At 66.4% G+C, this 22,091-nt stretch carries 21 protein-coding genes; 9 read left to right on the forward strand and 12 right to left on the reverse strand.

Annotation, left to right across the window (positions count from 1 at the left end):
* Window position 1: 1 nt before the first annotated feature.
* Both B2585_RS16725 and B2585_RS16730 read left to right on the forward strand, forming a co-directional pair.
* Window positions 2–775 (forward strand): enoyl-CoA hydratase/isomerase family protein, encoded by a 774-nt coding sequence (locus B2585_RS16725; RefSeq protein WP_292025074.1) that lies wholly within the window; start codon window positions 2–4, stop codon window positions 773–775.
* A 1-nt stretch (window position 776) separates the two neighbouring features.
* Window positions 777–1,751, forward strand: coding sequence for an NAD(P)H-dependent flavin oxidoreductase (locus B2585_RS16730; RefSeq protein ID WP_292025075.1), 975 nt, complete (start codon window positions 777–779; stop codon window positions 1,749–1,751).
* Here the strand turns inward: B2585_RS16730 and pgi are convergent.
* The 3 genes from pgi to zwf all read right to left on the reverse strand — a co-directional run bounded on the left by pgi (window position 1,748) and on the right by zwf (window position 5,553).
* Complete coding sequence (gene pgi / locus B2585_RS16735; RefSeq protein ID WP_292025076.1) at window positions 1,748–3,364, reverse strand: glucose-6-phosphate isomerase; 1,617 nt, start codon at window positions 3,362–3,364, stop codon at window positions 1,748–1,750. The two genes, B2585_RS16730 and pgi, sit on opposite strands and share 4 nt — an antisense overlap.
* Window positions 3,365–3,430: 66 nt before the next feature.
* Entirely contained in the window at window positions 3,431–4,111 is a 681-nt protein-coding gene (gene pgl, locus B2585_RS16740) for a 6-phosphogluconolactonase (RefSeq protein WP_292025077.1), read from the reverse strand.
* Window positions 4,108–5,553: a glucose-6-phosphate dehydrogenase gene (gene zwf, locus B2585_RS16745; protein ID WP_292025078.1), complete on the reverse strand. Its 1,446-nt coding sequence runs from the start codon at window positions 5,551–5,553 to the stop codon at window positions 4,108–4,110. Before zwf ends, pgl begins: the two co-directional genes overlap by 4 nt.
* Before the next feature lie 181 nt (window positions 5,554–5,734).
* Between zwf and B2585_RS16750 the strand changes: the two genes are divergently transcribed.
* Entirely contained in the window at window positions 5,735–6,682 is a 948-nt protein-coding gene (locus B2585_RS16750) for a radical SAM protein (RefSeq protein ID WP_292025079.1), read from the forward strand.
* Between the two features lie 70 nt (window positions 6,683–6,752).
* On the forward strand, window positions 6,753–7,907 hold the full coding sequence (locus B2585_RS16755; RefSeq protein ID WP_292025080.1) for a Hint domain-containing protein: 1,155 nt from the start codon (window positions 6,753–6,755) through the stop codon (window positions 7,905–7,907).
* A 92-nt stretch (window positions 7,908–7,999) separates the two neighbouring features.
* Here the strand turns inward: B2585_RS16755 and B2585_RS16760 are convergent, their stop codons facing one another.
* From B2585_RS16760 to B2585_RS16780, 5 genes are all read right to left on the reverse strand, one after another.
* Window positions 8,000–8,584 carry an HNH endonuclease gene (locus tag B2585_RS16760; protein ID WP_292025081.1) on the reverse strand — a complete coding sequence of 195 codons (585 nt, stop codon included), beginning with the start codon at window positions 8,582–8,584 and terminating at the stop codon, window positions 8,000–8,002.
* A gap of 546 nt (window positions 8,585–9,130) precedes the next feature.
* Window positions 9,131–9,808 carry an alpha/beta hydrolase gene (locus tag B2585_RS16765; protein ID WP_292025082.1) on the reverse strand — a complete coding sequence of 226 codons (678 nt, stop codon included), beginning with the start codon at window positions 9,806–9,808 and terminating at the stop codon, window positions 9,131–9,133.
* Window positions 9,808–10,440 (reverse strand): DNA-3-methyladenine glycosylase family protein, encoded by a 633-nt coding sequence (locus B2585_RS16770; RefSeq protein ID WP_292025083.1) that lies wholly within the window; start codon window positions 10,438–10,440, stop codon window positions 9,808–9,810. Before B2585_RS16770 ends, B2585_RS16765 begins: the two co-directional genes overlap by 1 nt.
* The gene (locus tag B2585_RS16775; protein WP_292025084.1) at window positions 10,437–11,168 is read right to left on the reverse strand and encodes a cobalt-precorrin-6A reductase; all 732 of its coding nucleotides are present in this window, start codon (window positions 11,166–11,168) and stop codon (window positions 10,437–10,439) included. Before B2585_RS16775 ends, B2585_RS16770 begins: the two co-directional genes overlap by 4 nt.
* The gene (locus B2585_RS16780) at window positions 11,165–12,211 is read right to left on the reverse strand and encodes a cobalt-precorrin-5B (C(1))-methyltransferase (RefSeq protein WP_292025085.1); all 1,047 of its coding nucleotides are present in this window, start codon (window positions 12,209–12,211) and stop codon (window positions 11,165–11,167) included. The genes B2585_RS16775 and B2585_RS16780 overlap by 4 nt, the downstream gene beginning before the upstream one ends.
* 83 nt (window positions 12,212–12,294) lie before the next feature.
* On the opposite strand from B2585_RS16780, the gene cobA reads away from it, so the two are divergent.
* The 5 genes from cobA to B2585_RS16805 all read left to right on the forward strand — a co-directional run bounded on the left by cobA (window position 12,295) and on the right by B2585_RS16805 (window position 17,234).
* A complete protein-coding gene (cobA, locus tag B2585_RS16785; RefSeq protein WP_292025086.1) occupies window positions 12,295–13,146 on the forward strand; it encodes a uroporphyrinogen-III C-methyltransferase in 852 nt (283 codons plus the stop codon).
* Window positions 13,143–14,411, forward strand: a complete 1,269-nt coding sequence (locus B2585_RS16790) for a cobyrinate a,c-diamide synthase (RefSeq protein ID WP_292025087.1) — start codon at window positions 13,143–13,145, stop codon at window positions 14,409–14,411. Before cobA ends, B2585_RS16790 begins: the two co-directional genes overlap by 4 nt.
* A 40-nt stretch (window positions 14,412–14,451) precedes the next feature.
* On the forward strand, window positions 14,452–15,672 hold the full coding sequence (locus tag B2585_RS16795; protein WP_292025088.1) for an MFS transporter: 1,221 nt from the start codon (window positions 14,452–14,454) through the stop codon (window positions 15,670–15,672).
* Window positions 15,673–15,742: 70 nt separating this feature from the next.
* On the forward strand, window positions 15,743–16,408 hold the full coding sequence (locus B2585_RS16800; protein ID WP_292025089.1) for a hypothetical protein: 666 nt from the start codon (window positions 15,743–15,745) through the stop codon (window positions 16,406–16,408).
* A 163-nt stretch (window positions 16,409–16,571) separates the two neighbouring features.
* Complete coding sequence (locus tag B2585_RS16805) at window positions 16,572–17,234, forward strand: hypothetical protein (RefSeq protein ID WP_292025090.1); 663 nt, start codon at window positions 16,572–16,574, stop codon at window positions 17,232–17,234.
* A gap of 6 nt (window positions 17,235–17,240) precedes the next feature.
* On the opposite strand, the gene B2585_RS16810 is transcribed toward B2585_RS16805, so the two are convergent.
* From B2585_RS16810 to cysS, 4 genes are read right to left on the reverse strand one after another with little or no spacing between them, the layout of a single operon-like run.
* Complete coding sequence (locus tag B2585_RS16810) at window positions 17,241–17,993, reverse strand: squalene/phytoene synthase family protein (RefSeq protein WP_292025091.1); 753 nt, start codon at window positions 17,991–17,993, stop codon at window positions 17,241–17,243.
* Window positions 17,990–18,967 carry an alpha/beta hydrolase gene (locus B2585_RS16815; RefSeq protein WP_292025092.1) on the reverse strand — a complete coding sequence of 326 codons (978 nt, stop codon included), beginning with the start codon at window positions 18,965–18,967 and terminating at the stop codon, window positions 17,990–17,992. Before B2585_RS16815 ends, B2585_RS16810 begins: the two co-directional genes overlap by 4 nt.
* 8 nt (window positions 18,968–18,975) lie before the next feature.
* On the reverse strand, window positions 18,976–20,598 hold the full coding sequence (gene cimA, locus B2585_RS16820; protein WP_292025093.1) for a citramalate synthase: 1,623 nt from the start codon (window positions 20,596–20,598) through the stop codon (window positions 18,976–18,978).
* A gap of 39 nt (window positions 20,599–20,637) precedes the next feature.
* Window positions 20,638–22,029 carry a cysteine--tRNA ligase gene (gene cysS / locus B2585_RS16825; protein ID WP_292025094.1) on the reverse strand — a complete coding sequence of 464 codons (1,392 nt, stop codon included), beginning with the start codon at window positions 22,027–22,029 and terminating at the stop codon, window positions 20,638–20,640.
* Window positions 22,030–22,091: the final 62 nt, after the last annotated feature.

The raw sequence follows: 22,091 nt of genomic DNA on the forward strand, positions 1-22,091 counted from the left end.
CATGTCCGACGATCCCATCCTTTACGAAAACGACGGCGCCATTGCCCGCATCACCCTGAACCGGCCAGACGCCTTCAACGCGATGGACCCGACGCTGCGTGAAGGGCTGCGCGAGGCGATCCTGAACGTCCACGAAAACGCCGACGTGCGCACAGTGATCATCTCGGGCGCGGGTCGGGGTTTCTGCTCCGGCACCGACCTGAAAGAGGGTCTCTCGCGCCACACGGGGCTGTTTCTGGAACAGGAATACCGCCCCATCCTTGCGTCGATCAGCGCGTCTCCGAAAATCTGGATCTCGCAGGTCCACGGCTCCGCGGCCGGGATAGGCGCGGCGCTCGCGATGAACTGCGACATGATGGTGATGGCCGAAAGCGCCAATATTTACATGGCCTTCGCCGCGATCAACCTGATCCCCGACGGCGGCAACACCTGGCTCCTGCAACGCGGGCTGGGCTACAAGCGCGCGCTCCAGACGATCCTCGAAGCCCGGCGCATCCCGGCGTCCGAAGCCGTCGCGCTCGGTCTGGCAAACGAGATGCACCCTGACGACGATCTGGCACAGGCCACCACCGCGCTCGCAACCCGCATCGCGGCCGGCCCGCCGCTGGCCACCGCTGCCGCCAAACGCCTCCTGCGCGCCGTCGACGGCATGTCCTATGCCGACGCGATCGGCGCTGAGGGCACGGAACAGACCGCGCTTGCCGAGGCGAACGACACCCGCGAAGGCGTCGCGGCCTTTTTCGAGAAACGCAAACCCAATTTCACAGGCACCTGACATGACCCTTCCCGCCATTTTCGACACCATGCGTCTGCCCATGATCGGCGCGCCCATGTTCATCTGTTCCGGCCCGGAACTGGTCATCGCCCAGTGCAAGGCGGGGATCGTCGGCACCTTTCCGGCGCTGAACGCGCGGGAGAAGGAGGGGGAGCCGATCCAGCTCGAAGAATGGCTGGTGCGCATCAAGGCGGAACTCGCAGAATACGACGCGGCCCACCCGGACGCACCTTCGGCCCCCTTCGGCGTCAACCTGATCGCACACCGCACCAACGCGCGCCTCGCCCGCGATGTCGAGATCCTCGTGAAGCACGAAGTGCCGATCTGGATCACCTCGCTCGGCGCGCGGCCCGAGATCAACGAGGCGGCACATTCCGTGGGTGCGGTCGTGCTGCACGACGTCATCAATGTGAAATTCGCCCACAAGGCAATTGAGAAAGGGGCCGACGGTCTCATCGCCGTGGCCGCAGGTGCTGGTGGGCATGCGGGCACATGGTCGCCCTTTGCGCTCATTCAGGAAATCCGCGAATGGTTCGATGGCCCGGTCTTTCTGTCGGGCGCGCAAGCCACGGGCGATGCGATCCTCGCCGCCGTCGCGATGGGCGCGGATGGCGGCTATGCCGGGTCGATGTTCATCGCGACAGAGGAGGCGAACGCGCCGGACGGCTACAAGCAGATGATCTGCGACAGCGGCGCGGACGACATCCTCTACACCGACCACTTCACCGGGGTGAACGGCAACTACCTGATCCCGTCGATCACCAGGGCCGGGCTCGACCCGACCGCGCTTGGCGACGACAAGGGAGACGTGTCCAGCGTTGCAGCAGGCGAAAAGTCGAAGGCCTGGCGCGACATCTGGGGCGCGGGACAAGGGATCGGCGCGATCCGCTCCGTTCCGCCCGTGGCCCAGGTCGTGGCGCGGCTGGAAAACGAACTGACCGCGGCTCGTAACCGGCTTCAGAAACGTCTGGGCTAGTCGCGGTTATTCTGCACGAAACTTACAAGCTGGCGCGTCGAGGGATCCTTCGACGCGCTGTCCTCCTCACCCGACAGGACCGGGGCCAGCGCTACGGCCAGCTCCTTGCCCAGTTCCACGCCCCACTGGTCGTAGGAGTTGATGCCAAGGATCACTCCTTCCACGAACACACGGTGCTCATAAAGCGCGATGACGCGACCCAGCATCCGGGGCGTGAGCATCGGATAAGCGAGCGTCGTTGACGGGCGGTTGCCGGGAAAGACCCGGTGCAGCGCCTGCCGCTCCAGATCGTCCGGATCGCCGCCCTTTTCGCGCATGATCTCCCGCGCCTCTTCCAGAGTGCGGCCCTTCATCAGCGCCTCGGACTGGGCAAGGCAATTGGCGACCAGAAGCGCGTGCTGGTGCGCAAGGTCCGGCTCATGCCCCTTGGCGGCCACGAGGAATTCGCACGGCACCGGCTCGGTCCCCTGATGAATGAGCTGATAGAACGCATGCTGACCATTCGTCCCCGGTTCGCCCCACACCACCGGCCCCGAGGGGATGTCCAGCGTCGTTCCATTCATCGCCACCGACTTGCCGTTGCTCTCCATCTCCAGTTGCTGAAGATAGGCGGGCAGCCGCGACAGGCGTTGATCGTAGGGCAGCACGGCGCGGGTGGGGTAGCCGCAGACCTGCCTATGCCAGATCCCGACAAGCGCCAGCATCAGCGGCATGTTCTCGGCCCCCTCGGCCTCGCGGAAATGCACGTCCATCTCGTGCCCGCCCGCCAGGAATTCCCGGAAGCGCTTGGCTCCTACGGCGATCATCAGGCCAAGCCCCACGGGGCCCCAGACGGAATAGCGCCCGCCGACCCAATCCTCGAACCCGAAGACACGCGACGGGTCGATGCCCCAGGCAGTGGTCTTCTCGACCGCCGAGGACAGGGCCGCGAAATGCCGCCCGACGACGCTTTCCCCGATGCCCCGGCGCAGCCACTCGCGCGCCGTTTCGGCGTTGGTCATGGTCTCGATGGTCGTAAACGTCTTGGAGGCCACGATCACCAGCGTCGATTTCGGGTCCAGCGCCTGTAGCGTGTCATGGATATGCGCGCCGTCCACGTTGGAGACGTAATGCATCCGCGGGCCGTCATGGAATGGCGCAAGCGCCAGCGTCGCCATCGCGGGGCCAAGGTCCGAGCCGCCGATCCCGATGTTCACCACATCTGTAAAGCGACCGCCGTTCACCGGCCGCACCTTGCCGGTACGCAGCCCCTCGGCGAACTCCTCCATCCGGTCGAGCGTCTCATGGACGCCAGGCAAAACGGGCTCCCCGTCCACCAACGCGCCCTCCGGCCCCGGATCGCGCAGCGCGGTGTGCAGGACCGCCCGCCCCTCGGTCTCGTTGATCTTCTCGCCCGTGAACATCGCCTCGCGCCGGGCCGCGACGCCTGCGCTTTCAGCAAGTCCAAGCAGCAGGTCGCGGGCCGTGTCGTCGATGGTCGTCTTGGAATAGTCGAACAGCATGTCGTCCATGCGCAGCGAAAATCCGGTGGCCCGGTCCGGGTCTTCCAGCAGCGCCGCAATGGTTACGTCCGCCTGCTTCGCCCGGTGCGACGCCAGTTTTTTCCACGTCATGGTTTGCCCTCATCCCCCACGCGGACACTCAACGGCCGCGCGTTCCGTTCGTGATCAGGCTAACGCTTATTGCGCCCAGTGAACAACCGCCCCTTTCAGGACGGCCTTGACCGGAGCCTCCATCGAATCCCGCGTTTTCGCGGCCTTTTCAAGTGCTTCGCGCTTCGCATCCCCCGTGATGACGATGTGCTTGGACATGGCACCGTTCAGCACGCGGGCCGTCAGGGTGATGCGCGGCTCAGGCGCCCCCTCTGCACGCATCGGCAAAAGCGCCGGCGCGCGCGGCGACAGCGCCTCTTCGAGCCGGTCGGCGCCCGGGAAAAGGCTGGCCGTATGCATGTCGGCCCCCATGCCCAGCAGCACGACCGACAGCGGCAAGGCCGCCTCCACGCCGGCAGAGAGCGCATCGAGCGATTCTTCGGGCGTATCGGTGCCGCCATAAAGGGGCACCAGCCGGGCCGCCTGCGCCGCGTCACGAAACAGCCGGTTCTTGAGAAGGCGCGTGTTCGAGCGGTCGCTGTCCTCGGGCACCCAACGCTCATCCGTGAGCATCACGTCCACCCTGTCCCAATCGAGGTGCAGCGCGGACAGCGTGTCGAAGATCGGCCCCGGCGTGGTCCCGCCCGGCACGGCGAGCGACGCGCGGTCCTCGTGCCGCAACGTCCCGCGCAACTCGGTCGCGATCAGGTCCGCGAGGTCCATCATCATCAACTCGCGGTCCGGGTATTCCTTGAGCTCATAGGTCATGTGCGCAACTCCCGCCAGCGGCGACCGTCCCGGTGCATGAGGATCAGCGCCTCCTCCGGCCCCGTCGATCCGGGTTCATACGGGTGCGGGCGATCTTCGCGCACGGTCCAGCTGTCGATGATCGGATCGGTCCAGGCCCAGGCCGCCTCCACCTCGTCCCCGCGCATGAACAGCGTCTGGTTGCCCCGGATCACGTCCATGATGAGGCGCTCATAGGCGTCCGGCACATCCGCCGCCTCCTCGCCCAGCGCCTCGGCGAAGGTCATGTCGAGCGGCACGTCGATAAGCCGCATCCCCCCCGGCCCCGGTTCCTTGATCGTCACGGTCAGATCCATGCCCTCGTTGGGCTGGAGTCGGATGGTCAACTCATTGGCGCTCTGGCCGGTATCTTCCTCGAAGATCGAATGGGGCGGCTCCTTGAACCGCACCACGATCTCGCTCACCCGCTCCTTCATGCGCTTGCCGGTGCGCAGGTAGAACGGCGTGCCATTCCAGCGCCAGTTTGCGATCCGCACCTTCATGGCGACATAGCTTTCGGTGATCGAGCGCGGATTCTCCACGTCGTCGATGTAGCTTTCAGCCTGCGACTTGTACTGCCCGCGCACGATGTCATCGGATTCGACGGACTCCAGCGCCCGGATCACCTTCAGCTTCTCGTCACGCACCGCGTCCGGGTCGTATTTCGACGGCGGCTCCATCGCCGTGAGGCACAGAAGCTGCATGAGGTGGTTCTGCACCATGTCGCGCATCGCGCCGGACTTGTCATAGTAATCCCCGCGCCCGCCAACTCCCACGGTCTCGGCGACGGTGATCTGGATATGATCGACGTATTGCGCGTTCCAAAGCGGCTCGAACAGCATGTTGCCGAACCGCACCGCCATGAGGTTCTGGACCGTCTCTTTCCCGAGGTAATGGTCGATGCGGTAGATCTGTGTCTCGTCAAAGTGCCGCGCCAGCGTCTCGTTCAGTGCGCGCGCGGACGCAAGGTCGTGACCGAATGGCTTTTCCACGACGATCCGGGCCTCGTCGTCGGCGATTCCGTGATTCATCAGCCGTTCCGCGATATCGCCGAACAGGCTCGGCCCGACCGAGAAGTAATAGGCCTTGATGACATCCGGGCGCATGGCGTGCGCAAGTTCGTCCCAGCCGTCCGTCCCCTTCGCGTCGACCGCGACATAGGTCAGCCGCTCGAGAAACGCATCCACGATGTCCTTGTCGTTGCGTTTCTGGACGAATTCGCCAATCGCACCACGCACGAAGTCGCGGTAGCCGGCTTCGTCCATCTCGCTGCGGGCCGCCCCGATGATCCGGGCGCCTTCGGGCATCTGGCCGTCGTGGAAACGCCGGTACAGGCCGGGCAGGATCTTGCGGCGGGCAAGGTCTCCGGTGCCGCCGAAAATGACGAGGTCGAAGGGGTCGACCGGGATGACGCGCGATACCATCTGTCTCTCCGTTCCGGCCCGAAGCCGGTGTTAGCGCTAACCGAGGCGCATTCGCCTGATACCCTTCCGTAGATCGCGAGTCTACCATCCTTCGACTGCATCACAACCACGTCACGCTTCGGTCCCGGGACTTTTCGTTGTCGCAGCTATGGGTTAGCCAATCCGAAAGGAGCATTCGACCATGGACCAGCGCGTATCCCGTGCCAATGAAGGCAAGTTCGTCGACCCGGCAACGACGGCGGACGGCAGCGCGCGCGCCACGGTCGCCCTGACCCAACCGACGACGCTCTGGTTCAACACGGGCACGCTGTGCAACATCGCCTGCGAAGGCTGCTACATCGAAAGCTCCCCCACGAACGACGCGCTCGCCTACATGACGCGGGGCGAGGTTGCGGGCTACCTCGACCAGATCAACCAGCGCGGCTGGCCGGTGCGCGAGATTGGCTTCACGGGCGGTGAACCCTTCATGAATCCCGACTTTCCGGCCATGCTGCGCGACGCGCTTTCGGCGGGCTACAGCGCTCTCGTGCTGACCAACGCGATGACCCCGATGCTGCGCCCGCTTGTGCGCAACAAACTGGCCCAGCTCATCAAGACATTCGGCGACAAGCTCACCCTGCGGGTCTCTCTCGATCACTGGACCGCCGAGGGCCACGACGAGGTGCGCGGCCCGCGCAGCTTCGAGGGAACGATGGCGGGACTTCGCTTCCTTGCCGAAGCAGGCGCGCGCATCGACATCGCCGGGCGTGCCCGGTGGAAAGAGAGCGAGGCCGAAGCGCGCGCGGGCTATGCTGCCCTGTTCGACGAGGTCGGGCTGGACCTGGACGCGTCCGACCCCGCCCGGCTGGTGATCTTTCCGGAAATGGACACCTCGGTCGAAGTGCCCGAGATCACCACCGCGTGCTGGAGCATCCTCGACAAGTCACCAGACGACGTGATGTGCGCCTCCTCGCGCATGGTGGTCAAACGCAAGGGCCGCACACCCTCGGTCGTCTCCTGCACGCTCCTGCCCTATGAGGATGACTTCGACCTCGGCCCGACGCTCGCCGATGCCGAAGGACCGGTCGCGCTCAATCATCCCCATTGCGCGAAATTCTGTGTCCTGGGCGGCGCGTCCTGCTCAGGGTGAGCGGGCATTAACCATTCTCAAATATCGGTGCGCTAAGCCCCTACCGTGTTTCAGCGAAGGGGCGCGTTCCGTGGCCGACAATATCGTATGGTCTACCATTTACCTCGGCAATTTTTCCGACATGGACACGAACGAAGGCTCGTATTCGGTCGAGGATGCCTCGGCCCTGCTGACGACCTTTGGCGCCGGTCCTGGCAACGCGCTGTCCAACGCCATCGTGGACGTCCACACTTGGGGCGGCGGCGACAACGCGGTCCAGGCGGACAACACCGGGACGTCCGACTACATCCAATATGATCTTGGCGCAGGGCCGCAAACGGCAACGATCGACTCAGGGGCCGCGCTGACGGGCACCGCGACCTTTCACGACGGCACGACCTATTCCTCCATGTTCGGCGTCTTTCAGGACACGAACGGCAACGTTTTCCTGCTCGTGATGGACGATCAGCCCGAACTCGCGAGCCAGGGCCTCGACACGATCACATTCACCTCGGTGGCCGCCTCCAATTTCTCCGGTGTCTCGCAATTCGCCCTGAACGACCACGACTTCGTCTGCCTCGCACCGGGCGCACGGATCGCCACGCCGGACGGCCCTGTCCGAATGGACCGGCTCCGACGCGGAGACCTTGTGACCACGCTCGACAGCGGGCCACAGCCCATCCGCTGGATCGGCAAGCGCCGCCAGCGTTTCGACCCACGCCCGCATCCCGGTCAGCCGATCTGCATTGCCAAGGGGGCGTTCGGGCCCGGCCTGCCGTGGCGCGACCTCATCGTCTCGCCCAACCACCGCGTCCTGATGCGCACACAGCCCACGTTCGCGCTCCATGATCCGCTGGGGGCGCTGGCCCCGGCCAAGGCCCTCACCCGGCTCGCTGGCGTGCGCCCGCAGGCCGGGCGTCGCGCGATCACCTATTTCACGCTGCTTCTCCCCCGGCATGAGGTGATCATCGCCGACGGCCTCGCGGTGGAAAGCCTCTTTCCCGGGCCAGAAGTGTTCGCGAGCCTCGATGGCATCGACCGCTCCCACTGGCTACGCCTCGCCGGGCGCGATGGCCGCGTCACCGGCACGCCGCCGGCCCGGCTCCTGCTTACGACCTCCGAGGCGCGCGCAGCGATCGACACGCATCAACTCCACGCGCCCGAAACCGCGCCGGTCCCGCTGTCCTGGTCTGGCGCCCGACACCGCGCGCGCCCGCGCCCGGCCCACCTCGCAAAACGCGCCTGATCGCCACTTTGGCCGTGGAACCGCCACGACAACCCGGAAAAAAGCGCGCGCCGCAAGGCGCGCACTTTTTGGGAACCGCACCCCCCGGCGTGTTACGCCTCCAGTTCGGCATCCCAGTAAAGGAAATCCATCCAGCTCTCATGCAAATGGCCCGGCGGGAACTTGCGCCCCATGTTGCGCAGCTCCTCGGCGCCGGGCTGGCGCGGCGGCTTGCGCAGCGCGAGGCCCGATTGGTGCAGATGCTTCGACCCCTTGCGCAGGTTGCACTTGGAGCAGGCCGCGACCACGTTCTCCCAACTCGTCACCCCGCCCCGCGCACGCGGCACGACATGATCGAAGGTCAGATCACCCTTGGACCCGCAGTACTGGCACCGGAATTCGTCCCTCAGAAAAAGATTGAAGCGCGTGAAGGCCACGCGCTTCTGGGGTTTGACGTAATCCTTGAGGACGACCACCGAGGGGATCCTGATCTCCATACTCGGGCTTCGCACCACATCGTCGTATTCGGCGATGATGTTCACACGGTCGAGAAAGGCCGCCTTGATCGCCTCCTGCCACGGCCAGAGCGATAACGGATAGTAGGACAAGGGCCTGAAATCCGCATTCAGTACCAAAGCCGGATGCGCCTTGGGATTGCTGTGCTCACGCACGAAATGTGTTCTGAAATCGCCGTCCATCGGAGTGACTCCGCCCTCGCCCTGTGCCTCGCTCGCAGGGCGGGGACAACCCGCCCCGTCTGTTTCTGATCTTGGACTATATATGGGTCAGGAAACCTGACAAGCCCCATGATCTGGAGGCACCCTGCCAGCGCTTCGTATCAGGCTTGTGACGGGCCACACACCCGCCGACGTTCACCTTGCATTCTGCTCCATCACAGGCCGTCATCGCCACGATCACAAACGGAAATACCGCTGCCTCCAAGGCTCCGGTTGGGGCGAGCGTATTGGACGCCCTGGGGCGTCGCAGCTGCTATCAGGACGCGCGCCTTACCCATTGACGAAAAGGGATTTTTTATCTGAGCTGCAAGCGCGAACACGCGGACTTTCAGCTATGCGGCGCTTGCCCACCCAAGGTCGTTCAACACCAAGGCTCAGACCACCGAACGCGCCGACGCGAAACACCCCATCTTGTGCAGCCATGCTGCGCGCTTTCACGAACCTTTCCAGTGGCCGCTTCGACACGCATCCGGCCGATCCCGACCGCCCGCACATCACGCGCCCCGACTAACTTGCCTTGGGGGCGATTCCCAAACGGTCGGCCATGAAGGACAGCGCGACCGACAGCCCGTCGGGCGCGATTCCGTGGCCCGTGCCCTCCTGAACATGCCCGTAAACGGTGAAGCCCGCGTCCTGAAGCACCTGTCCGGCCTCTTGGAAATGCGCGACCGGCACCATCTCGTCCGCGTCGCCATGAACGAGCAGCACGGGCGGGCGCACCTTCACGGCCTCGCCGTAGGTCTCGGTCTCCAGAATACGGCCCGAAAACGCCACGATCCCGGCCACCTCGGCATCGCGCTGCGGGACCACACGCAGCGACATCATCGTGCCCTGGCTGAAGCCGAAGACGATCATCCGGTCCGGGGTCAGCCCGGTCTCGGCCAGAACCTTGTCGAGGAAGGCGTCGATATCCTCATGCGCGCGCGCCGCGCCCTGTGTTGCCGCCTCCTCGCTAGACCCGTCGAGCCACGGGATCGGGAACCACTGGAAACCGAAAGGGTTGCCCGAACACTTCTCCGGCGCATCCGGCGCGTAGAACGCCGTGTCGGGCATGTGATCGGACAGCGGATCGGCCAGTCCCAACAGGTCCGCGCCATCGGCCCCGTAGCCGTGCAGGAACACCACGACCGAGTCAGCCGTCCCCGATGCCGCATCCCGTTTCTTGTAGGCCAATTCCCGTGCCATCAGCGCACCCCTTCCCTGTTTTTCGCCACCCGGTAATAGGCCCACAGCGCCCGCGCTGCAACGCCGCGCCACGGCGACCACGCCCCGGCCAATTCGCGCAACGCGCCTTCGCGCGGACGCTCCGGCAATTCGAACAGGACCCGCGCGGCCTCCTGCAACGCCAGATCGCCGGGCGCGAAGACATCCGCCCGGCCCAGCGAGAACATGGCGTAGATCTCCGCCGTCCACCGCCCGATCCCCGGCACGGCGACGAGCGTGGCGACCACGTCCTCGTCCGACTGGTGGCGCAGGGCGTCAAAATCGATCCCTGCCTCCGCCAACGCCCGGGCATAGCGCATCTTGGGCCGTGACAGCCCAACCGCGCGCAAATCATCCTCGCTGGCCCGTGCCACCGCTTCGGGCGTGGTCAGCCCCGCCGCCACCACCCGCGCCCAGATCGCGGCGGCAGAGGCGGTCGAGACTTGCTGACTCACGATGGCCGACAGAAGCTGGTCGAACCCTTCGGGCTTGCGCCGGAGCGGCAGCGCGCCGGTCTGGTCGAGCGCCAGCGCGAACCGTGGCTCATGACGGGCGAGCCAGTCCGCGCCCTCAGCCACGTCCTCCGGCCCGTGGATGATGCGCCCGACGCTCACAGCCGTTCGATCCAGTCGAGCGCGGCCTCGACCGTCTCGGCCTTCTCGCCCGGCGGCTGCATCGGGCGGTCGATCAGGACCACCGGCAGGCCCAAGGCGCGCGCGGCTTCCAGCTTGGCCCAACCCCCGCGCCCGCCCGCGTTCTTGACCACCACGAGGTCGACGCCTTCCTCCCGAAAGAACGCGATCTCGTCGTCCACGGTGAACGGCGGCCGCCCCACCCGCCACGCTCCGTTGTCCCAGGGAAACGGCCCGTCCGGCGGGTCGATCCGGCGGCAGATCACCTTGGCGGCGGGTAACGTGCCGATGGCCTCGAGCGACCCCGGCCCGGTCCCGAGGAACACGGTCATGTTGGCGGCCACCTGCGGCGCGACAGCCGCCTCATCCGGCACGAAAGTCCAGCGGTCCCCGTCCTCCGGCGACCAGCCCGGGCGCAGCACTTGCAGATACGGCACGCCAAGCGCAGCGCAAATCGACTGTGTGCGATAGGAAATGCGATTGGCGAAGGGATGCGTTGCGTCAAGAACGGCATCGAAGCCCTTGTTCGACATGAATTTCTGCTGACCTTCTCGCCCGCCGAACCCACCCACGCGCGTCTCAGCCCCCTGCGGCAAAGGCTCCCGCGTTACCCCGGCGAGCGAAGCGGTCAGGTCGATCCGCCCATCCCGCCCCAGCCGAAGCGCGATCTGCCGTGCCTCGTAAGTCCCGGCGAGCAAAAGGATTCTCATGGGCCCGCCCGCGCGATCACGGCACCGTCACGGTCCACGATCACCACGTCGAACACCATCTCGGCCCCGAACCGTTCCCGCACGACGCCGAGCGCCCTGTCCGCCACAGCCATTGCGAGAGTTTTTCCCGCGATTTCATAAGCTTCCAGCGCCGTATTCACGTCCCGCACCCGCGCGTCGCCCGCCAGTTCCGCGAGCAGGGCAAGGTCCACCTGCGCCCGCTTGGAGTGCAGGTCCATCGCCCCTTGCGCGAGTTTCGTGATCTTGCCGATCCCGCCCCCGATCGTGACTCGCCCGACCGGATGTTTCGCGAGGTATTTCAGCATCCCCCCGGCGAAATCCCCCATGTCGAGCATCGCCCCATCCGACAGCCCATAAAGCGCCTGAACCGCACGCTCCGACGTGGCCCCCGTGCAGCCCGCCACATGGGTCAGCCCCTCGGCCCGCGCCACGTCGATTCCGCGATGGATCGAGGCGATCCAGGCCGCGCATGAGAACGGGCGCACGATGCCCGTGGTGCCCAGAACCGACAGGCCCCCGGTGATGCCGAGGCGCGGGTTCCATGTCTTCGCCGCCAGTGCCTCCCCCCCGGGGATCGACACCCTGATCTCCACGTCGGGCGCGTGTCCGAACTCGGCCGCGAGCGCCTCCACTTGCCCCCACATCATCTCGCGCGGGACCGGGTTGATCGCGGGCTCCCCCGGCGGGATCGGCAGGCCCGGCTTGGTCACCGTCCCCACACCCGGCCCGGCGGCGAAGCGCACACCGTCGCCCCCCGGCGTCACCCGCGCAACGATGAGCGCGCCATGCGTCACGTCAGGGTCGTCGCCCGCGTCCTTGGTGATCCCCACCTCGGCCCAACCGTCGCCCTCGGCGCTGTGGGCCAGCGCGAAGGTCGGCGTCTCGCCGCGTGGCAGCGTGATCGTCACTTCGCGCGGAAACGCCCCGCCCCACAGCCGCATCAGCGCCGCCCGCGTCGCGGCGGTGGCGCAGGCCCCGGTGGTCCATCCCCGGCGCAGATCTGTTGCGGGCGTGTCGTCCATCGCCGCGACTATAGGCGAGTTTGCGGGCGGCGAAAGCCGGTCGCGCGCTTCCCATCGCCCGACGTCGCGGGCATAACGCGTCCATGACCGACTCGACCCTTCTTCCCCCTGGCGACTGGCCCAGGATGCAGCCCGGCTGGGTCTGGCTCTGCGGCGCGGGGCCGGGCGATCCGGGGTTGCTCACACTCCACGCACTGAACGCGCTCGGCCAGGCCGACGTGATCGTGCATGACGCGCTGGTGGACGACCGCATCCTCGCTTGGGCGGGTCCGCAGGCCGACGTCGTCTATGCGGGGAAACGCGGCGGCAAACCCTCGGCCAAGCAAAAGGACATCTCGCTCCAGCTCATCGACCTCGCCCGCGACGGCAAGCGGGTGCTGCGCCTCAAGGGCGGCGATCCCTTCGTCTTCGGGCGCGGCGGTGAAGAGGGGCAGACCCTCGTTCAGCACGGCGTTCCGATCCGCATCATTCCCGGCATCTCGGCGGGCATCGGCGGGCTGGCCTATGCGGGCATCCCCGTTACCCACCGCGATGTGAATCAGGCCGTGACCTTCGTCACCGGCCACGACCGGCGCGGGCAGGTTTCGGGCGTCGACTGGGAGAGCGTCGCAAAGGGCTCCGGCGTCATCGTGATCTACATGGGGATGAAGCACCTCCCCGCCATCGCAGCCGACCTCATGGCCGCCGGGCGGGGCGGAGATGAGCCGGTGGCCATCGTGTCCGACGCCACCCTTCCCGGCCAGACGGTGTTGGAAACCACGCTCGCCACCTGCGCCGCAGATGCGGTAACGGCGGGCGTCGGCGCCCCCGCGGTCATCTGCGTGGGCCGCGCCGCTCTGCTACGTCAAGCGCTTGACTGGCAGTCGCTGGCGATGGGCACCCCGCCCCGCAACCTCGACCCGCTCGCCCTCGGGCGGCCTGTCGAAGACGGATGAGCGGCAAGGGCCTGATCCTCGCCGCGCCCACCTCGGGCAGCGGCAAGACCACGGTAACGCTGGGGCTGCTCCGGGCGCTCACGCAGCGCGGCGAGGCCGTTCGTGGCGCCAAATCCGGACCGGACTACATCGACCCCCGGTTTCACGAGGCCGCGTGTGGTCAGGTATCGATGAACCTTGACGCGTGGGCCATGCCAAAACACCGCATCCGCGCGCTGGCGGACGGCGACGGCCTCCTGTTGATCGAGGGCGCGATGGGCCTGTTCGACGGCGCACCGCCCGATGGCGACGGGGCCACGGCAGACCTCGCGCGCATCCTCGGCTTGCCGGTCGTGCTGGTGGTGAATGCGGGCCATATGTCCCACTCGGTGGCCGCGCTCGTGCGTGGCTTCGCGAGCCACGACCCGGAGGTGCGCGTTGCGGGCGTGATCCTGAACAATGTCGGCTCCCCCCGGCACGAGGCGATGTTGCGCCGCGCCCTCGCCCCGCTCGGCCTTCCGGTCCTCGGAGCCCTGCGCCGCGACCCGGCGCTCGCCCTTCCAGACCGCCACCTAGGCCTCGTCCAAGCCTCGGAACACCCGGACCTCACGGGCTTTCTCGACCGCGCCGCCGAAGCGGTGGCCGCCCAGGTGGACCTCGACGCGCTTACCGCCCTCGCATGCGCCACCGCAACGGCCCCAGCGCGCGCCCCGGCCAAGGCCCCGGCCCGGATCGCCATCGCGCGCGACGCGGCCTTCAGCTTCACCTACCCGCACCAGATCGCGGACTGGACCCGCGCGGGCAGCACGCTCCTGTCGTTTTCCCCGCTTGCGGATGAGCCTGTACCGGAGGCCGACCTCGTCTACCTGCCCGGCGGCTACCCGGAACTGCATGCGGCCACCCTCGCCGCGAACACCGCGTTTCTTGGCAGCCTGCGCGACGTCGCGCGCACGACGGACATTTACGGCGAGTGCGGCGGCTACATGGTCCTCGGCGAGTCGCTGACCGACGCGGGCGGAACGGCGCACAGGATGGCCGGGCTCATTGGCCTGAGCACGTCCTTCGCACAACGCAAGCTGCATCTCGGCTACCGCCGTCTCACCAGCCGATGGAACGCCCTCCCCGGCACGCACATGGCGCATGAGTTCCACTACGCCACCACCCTCGCCGCCGATGGCACACCGCTGTTCGAGGCACAGGACGCGGAAGGCACCCAACTCCCCCCGATGGGCCTGATCGAGGGCCGCGTGGCCGGATCCTTCGCCCATATCATCGACCATGTTTAACAGTCTTCCCTTTTTGAATGTGTCAGGATAAGTCCGCCCCATGACCGATGCCGTTCTCCCCCAGACCGACGACCGCAAGGCCAAGCGCAATGTGGCGATTCTCGTCATGGCGCAGGCGCTGCTGGGCGCACAGATGCCCATGATCTTCACCGTCGGCGGGCTGGCGGGGCAATCGCTTGCGCCGAACCCCTGTTTCGCGACCCTCGCGATCTCGGCCATCGTGCTCGTCTCGATGCTCTCGGCCAATCCGATGAGCTGGATCATGCAGCGGTTCGGGCGCCGCGCGGGGTTCTGGACCGGAACGCTGGGCGGCACGATCGGCGCGGCAATCGCGGCCTATGGCCTGTCGCAGGCCAGCTTCACCCTGTTCATCATCGGCTCGGCCTTCACCGGCATGTATATGTCGGCGCAGGGGTTTTACCGCTTCGCCGCCGCCGACACCGCCTCCGACGACTTCCGGCCCAAGGCGATCTCCTACGTCATGGCGGGCGGGCTCGTCTCGGCCATCATCGGACCGCAGCTCGTCAAGGCAACGGTGGACGTGAGCGTCATCTCCTTCCTCGGCGTCTACGGCGCGATCATCATCATCAACCTCGTCGGCTCGCTCCTCTTCCTCGCGCTCGACATCCCCCGCCCGCCGGTGCCGGACAAGGACGCGCCCCATGGCCGCACGGTCTGGCAGTTGCTCACGACCCCGACCATTGCGGTCGCGATCATCGTGGCGATGGTGAGCTATTCGCTGATGAACCTCGTGATGACCTCCACCCCGCTCGCCGTCGTCGGCTGCGGCTTTGGCGAGGCGCGCGCCGCCGATGTCGTCTCGGCCCACGTCCTGGCCATGTTCATTCCGTCGTTCTTCACCGGCCACCTGATCGCGCGCTTCGGCACGAAAAAAATCATGGCGACCGGCCTCGTCATCCTCGCCGCCGCAGGACTCGTGGGGCTTCAGGGCGTCGAGCTCGAGAACTTCTTCATCGCCCTCGTCCTGCTTGGCATCGGCTGGAACTTCGGCTTCATCGGCGCCACCACGCTCTTCGCCTCCAGCCACGCGCCTCATGAGCGCGGCCGCATCCAGGGCATGAACGACATGATCGTCTTCGGCGGCGTGACGCTGGCCTCGCTCGCCTCCGGCGGTCTGATGAACTGCTCCGGCGGCACGCCGCAGGACGGCTGGACCGCCGTGAACATCGCGATGGTCCCCTTCCTCGCCCTCGCCGGCGCCGCGCTCATCTGGCTCGTCATGCGCCCGCAGGAGGATTGACCCCCTGTTCAGGGTGTAGGCGGCCCGCGGGTTTCGAGACTACATCCCTCACATCTAGTGAGGGTTTTTCATGAATACCAAAAACATGCTGCGCACCGGTCTGTCGATTTGCGCCGTTTTCGCCTTGTCCGGCTGCCTCAAGGGCACGGGGCTTCAGGGGTCGCTGGCCGAGGTCGTTTACGACTCCATCACCGAGGTCGGCGAGCTTGAGAGCCAGACCACCGTCATGCCCACCGGCGGCACCGCCAGCTACACGGGCTCCGCCCTGATCCAGATGGCCGATAGCGCCACGACGACGAACCAGCGTGTCATGGCGGGCGAAGCGACGCTCGACGCCAGCTTCAGCGCTGCGGGCGGTGCGGTAAGCGGCACCCTCCAGAATTTCGTAGGCGCGAAGGACGTGAACATGCAGGCGTTCAACACCGCCGTTTACTCCGGCACCGTCGCCGATGTCGAAGCGCAACTGGCCGACTTCTCCCCGGTCGACGGCAAGATCGACGTGACCAGCGACACGTCCACCGGCGAACGGTTCACGGTCGGCTTCAGCGGCACGCTCACGCAGGACGGCGACACGATCATGGTCGGCGGCACCGGCGCAGGCCAGTTCGTCGGGGCCGATGCGGACGGGGTCAAGATCTATGGCGGCACGACGCTCAACGGCTTCGGCACGCAATCGACCCTGACCGAGAACGGCACGGCGCAAGAGGGTCAGATCTACATCAACGCGACGAAATAGGCCGCGCACGGCCGGACCGCCAATCGGCAGTGGGCCCGCATCGTCAAGGTGCGGGCCCATTTCGGTCGCGCGGCATCCAGAGACGCGAAGCCCCCGGTTCAGGGGATAGGGCGCATCGGGATCTCCGGACATACTATCGACGTATCACAGGGACTCCCCTCACATGAAAACCCGAACCATCGTCCGCGCCCACGCCGCTCTGGTCGTGTGCCTCGCCGTCTCCGGCTGTCTCAATACCACGACCGCGGGCGGATCATACAACTCTGTCGCCGAACTGATCGTGTCCTCCAACAGCGCCTTTGCCGAGGCACACGCCGCCGGCAACACCACGATCCCGGACACCGGATCGGCCACCTTCAAAGGGGGGGCCTACGGCCTCGTCGGCGATACGATCACCAGCGGCGACGCCAGCATGTTCGCGGGCGAAGCGATGCTCATGGCCAATTTCGGTGCGGGCACGATCAGCGGCACCGTGACCAACCTCGTCGGCGCGCAAAACGTCAGCGCGGCTGAATTCTGGGCCGCGTCCGGTGCCCAGAACGAAGCGGAGGTCGAGCGCGTGATCGGCACGACCCAAAGCATCGACGGCGAGATCGAGGTCACCAACGGCCGCATCACGGGCGAGCTTTATGCGGCCGACATCGCGGGCACCATCGACCATTTCGGCAAGGAGATCGTTCTGGGTGGCACCGGGCGCGGCAGTTTCGCGGGACCGGATGCCGCCACGACGTCGTTCTACACCACGACGTCGACGGCCGGGCTTCTCACCGTCACGCAGGACGGCAGCGCCAAGGCCGGCATCGTGCGCATCTACGGCGAGCGCTGACGGCCGTCACCACCGCCCGCGCAGCGTCTTCCACAGGAAGCGGCCCCGCCGGACGAATTCGCTCTCGGACACCCGGCCCTCGGTGATGGCCGCCGGGTCAGCTTTCGCCCGCTTGAGGATGGCGCCCGCCCGGCTCGCGGCCCGCGCCGCTGGGGTAGCGGCCCCGAAGTCGTGGCCTTTGAGCGAGGCAAGCTCGTCAAGCGCCATGTCGATCATCTCCGGGTAGAACGCCGGATCGAAAGCCCGCCAGCCGTGCGCCTCGAGTTCCGGCTGCGCCTCCAGCCAGGCCGCCAAGCCCTGCACCCGGCCCAGCACCCGCGCCTGCGCCCCGTCCGTGCGCCCGAGCGCCGCGACCGAGGCAAACATCAGGCCGCCGGCCCCGGCGTTGATGTAATCCCACAGATCCGCAGGCGCGACGAAGGGCTCGCGGGCGATATCGGCCCGGCGCGCGTCGATCATGCCCCGCAGCGGGGCCAGCGGGATGGCCCGCCCGTGGATCGCCGCCGCGAGCGGTTCCACGACCTCATGTGCCCGGGGTTGCTGCCCCTGCTCGATCTCGTCCAGCGCATCCCGCCAGAACTGAAGCCGCATTTCCGCGATCAACGGCTCCTGCGTCAGCCAAGGCGCCCGCGCGATTTCGAGGTTGAAGGCATAGAGCGGGAACAGAACCTCCCGGTCCGATACCGGCGCGGTCATCGCGGCCAGAAGCCGGTCGGGGTCGCCACGCTCCACGATCTCTGCACAGGCCTGAACGGTCATTCCAGAAACGCCCGGATCAGGTCCAGCGTGCGGGGATCGTCGACGATGTCGAGGTGCCCGGCCCCCTCGATGACGTGATACTGCCCCTGCCCGTTGACCGGCGCCATCAGCGGCTCATAGGCCGCCGCATTCATCGCCTCGTCCCCGGCCCCGGCGACAAGCAGGAACGGCGGCAGCGCCGCAATGTCGGCGCGGTAGTCGCGCCGGGGCGCGTAGCTGGTGTTGAGCCGCCAGGAATAGGCCGTGGTCGCATGGTCGCCGCGTGGACCGTCCAGCACCGCCTGCGGCATGGCAAACTGGATCATCGTCAGGTGGTCGAGCGCGTGGATGCCGACCATGTTGAGCATCGACAGACCGACGATCCGCCGGGTCAGCGTATGCGCCCACCCGCCGGAGTTGGCCCGCGTCGTCGGCGCGTCGTATTGCAGGAATGGCGCAAGCAGGATCGCCCCGTCGATCAGGTCGCCATGCGCGCCACCCGCGAACCGCGTGACCAGCCCGCCGCCCGAGGAATGGCCAAGCAGGATACGCCGCCGCCCCTCGGCCCCCTCGAACAGCGGGACCAGATCGTCCTCGAGCTGGCCGATATAGTCCACGTCACCGCGCCGCACCGGGTCCGGCCCGTGGCCGCGCAGGGTCACCGTCTTGACCTCGGCCACGTCGCTCAGCGCCCGCGCCAGCCGGTCGAACTGCCCGCCATACCACCCCGATCCGTGGACCATGACGACCAGAGGTTTCGCCTCGCTGCCCGGTTCGTGGACCCAGCCGTAGGTGAGTGCGGTGCCATCAGGTGTGGAATAGCTCACCTGCTCCACGGGCTCCGTGGCATCCTGACCGACGATCCGCTCGAAATCCAACCCCGCGCCCTGTGCCGTGTCGAGCGCGCGCACCGGCTGCGACAGGATCAACCCGAACGCGATAACGAAATAGATGACGACGGAAATACCGCCCGAAATCAGTAGTTTGTAGATCATGCCACCGCCTATGCCTGGGTCCGTCCGTCAGCCACCAGTTTCCATACGACCGCATCGAGCAGCGCGGCAAAGCTCGCGTCCACGATGTTGGCCGAAACGCCCACAGTGGACCATTGTTTCACCCCGTCGGTGAAATCGATCATGACACGGGTCTTGGCCTCGGTGCCACCCTGCGTGATGCGCACCTTGAAATCCGTGAGTTTCACCGGCTCCACGGCCGATTGGTACGGGCCAAGATCGGCCTGCAAGGCCTGCCACAGCGCGTTCACGGGCCCGTTATCCTGCATCTCATGTGGATGCTCGTTCTTGTAAAACGAGGTGCGCTCGTTGCCGTCAGGATAGCGGACCGTCACCATCGCCTCGGATTCCACGACGATGCGCCCCTTTGCGTTGCGCCGCCGCTCGGAAATGACGCGGTACCGCTCGACATCGAAATAGCGTGGGAGAGAGCCGAGGATCTCACGCGCGACCAGCTCGAAGCTCGCCTCGGCGCTGTCATAGGCGAACCCAGCATCCTCGCGCGCCTTCACGGCGTCAAGGATTTCGCCAAGCCGAGAATCGCCCTTTTCCAACGTGATTCCAAAGGCTTCCAGCCGGGTCTTGAGGTTCGACTGCCCCGCCTGATTCGACATCGGCACGACCCGCTCGTTGCCCACCAGCGCCGGGTCGATATGTTCGTATGTCGTCGGGTCCTTGAGGATCGCGCTCGCATGCAGCCCCGCCTTGTGCACGAAGGCCGAGCCGCCGACATAGGGCGCGCTCTTCGTCGGGACACGGTTCAGGATGTCGTCCAACTGCCGCGATACGCGGGTCAGCGTGACCAGCGCCTCGGTCGGCACCCCGATCTCGTAGGCCGAGCAATACGGCTCCTTCAGCATCAGCGTCGGGATCAGGGTGATGAGGTTGGCATTGCCGCACCGCTCCCCCAGCCCGTTCAGCGTCCCCTGAATCTGGCGCGCGCCGGCATCCACGGCGGCGAGCGAATTGGCCACCGCGTTGCCCGTGTCGTTATGGGTGTGGATGCCCAGATGGTCGCCGGGGATGCCCGCCGCGATGACCGCCCGCGTGATCGCCTCTACCTCACGCGGGAGCGTGCCGCCGTTGGTGTCGCACAGCACGACCCAACGCGCCCCTGCTTCATAAGCCGCCTTCGCACAAGACAGCGCATAATCCGGGTTCGCCTTGTAGCCGTCGAAGAAATGCTCCGCATCGAACAGCGCCTCGCGCCCCTCGCGCTTGAGATAAGCGATAGAGGCCGAGATGTTTTCGAGGTTTTCCTCCAGCGTGATCCCCAGCGCCGTCGTGACGTGGAAATCATGTGTCTTGCCGACAAGGCAGACGGCGGGCGTATTGGCATTGAACACCTGCGCCAGCACGTCGTCATTCTCGGCCGAGCGCCCGGCCCGCTTGGTCATCCCGAAGGCGGTGAAGGTCGCGCGGGTCTCGGGCCGCGTCTCGAAGAACTCGCTGTCGGTCGGGTTCGCCCCCGGCCAGCCGCCCTCGATATAGTCGATGCCCAGCGCGTCGAGGCTCTCGGCAATCGCCATCTTCTCGGGGGTCGAGAACTGTACGCCCTGCGTCTGTTGCCCGTCGCGCAGCGTGGTGTCGAAAAGGTAGAGACGTTCAGCCATGACGGGCCTCGTTCATTTGGGTCTTGGTTGGGACTTGGGTCATTTCAGCCCCTCCAGCTTCGCCGCATCGAACCCGGCACCGGGCACGAGATCCACGCCCGCCTTGGACATGCGCACCTCGACCCCCGCCTCGGTCAGCGCGGTTTTCATCGCGTCGACCTGCGAGAAGTCCTTGGTTTCCATTGCCGAAGCGCGAAGGTCCGTGAGTTTCGACGCGAAGGCGGAAAGATCGACCGTCGCATCCCAGCCGCCCAGTTCATCCGTCAGCAGACCGAGGAACCGCGCCGAGCCGAGCATCACGCCCTTCTCGTAAAAGCAATCCTTCTGCGGGTTCGCCGCGATCTCCTTCGCCATCGCGTGCAGCCGCGTCAGCGCACCTGCCGTGTTCAGGTCATCCGCGACACTCGCCACCACGTCCGTGTCGGCCCCCATCGGTTCGGCGTCCGCCAGAAGCCGACGCCAGCCGCGCAGGGTCGCCTCGGCCTCCTCCCGCTTCTTCTCAGTCCAATCCATCGGCTTGCGATAGTGCGTCCCGAGGAACACGAAGCGGATCACCTCACCCGGCACGCCCTGTTCGAGCAGGTCATGCACGGTGAAGAAGTTGCCAAGCGACTTGGACATCTTCTTGCCCTCGACCTGCAACATCTCGTTATGCAGCCACACATTCGCAAAGCCCGCCCCCGCACGGGCGCATTTGCTTTGCGCGATTTCATTCTCGTGGTGCGGAAACATCAGGTCGTTGCCACCGCCATGAATGTCAAACGTCTCGCCCAGCAGCTCATAAGACATGGCCGAGCACTCGATATGCCAGCCGGGCCGACCGCGGCCCCACGGGCTGTCCCATCCCGGCTCGCCGTCCTTGGCAGGCTTCCACAGCACGAAATCCATCGGGTTGCGCTTGTAGGGTGCCACTTCGACCCGCGCCCCGGCGATCATGTCGTCCACCGAGCGGCCCGAAAGCTTGCCGTAGTCGTCGTAACTCTCCACCGCGAAAAGCACATGGCCCTCGGCCTCATAGGCATGACCCGCCTCGATCAGCCCCGCGATCATCGTCACCATGTCACCGATATGCTGCGTCGCACGCGGCATCTGGTTCGGTTCCAGCGCGCCCAGCGCGGCCATGTCGTCGAGATACCACTGCGTCGTCTCCGACGTGATCTGGTCGATGGGTTTGCCGTCGCGGTTCGCCCGCTCGATGATCTTGTCGTCCACGTCCGTGAAGTTGCGCACATAGGTCACATGATCGGCGCCATAGACCTCCCGCAGCAGCCGGTAGAGCACGTCGAACACCACCACCGGGCGCGCGTTGCCCAGATGGGCGCGGTCATACACGGTCGGCCCGCAGACATACATCCGCACGTTGTCCGGGTCGATGGGCGTGAAGACCCCTTTCGACCGTGTGGCGGTGTTGTGCAGTTTGATCTCGACCATGGCGTCCTCACGCAGTTCTCCCGCGGCGGGCTTACCAACTTCGATCTGATTGAGGAATAGAA

This window comes from Maritimibacter sp. UBA3975, assembly GCF_002384975.1.
Lineage (GTDB): Bacteria > Pseudomonadota > Alphaproteobacteria > Rhodobacterales > Rhodobacteraceae > Maritimibacter.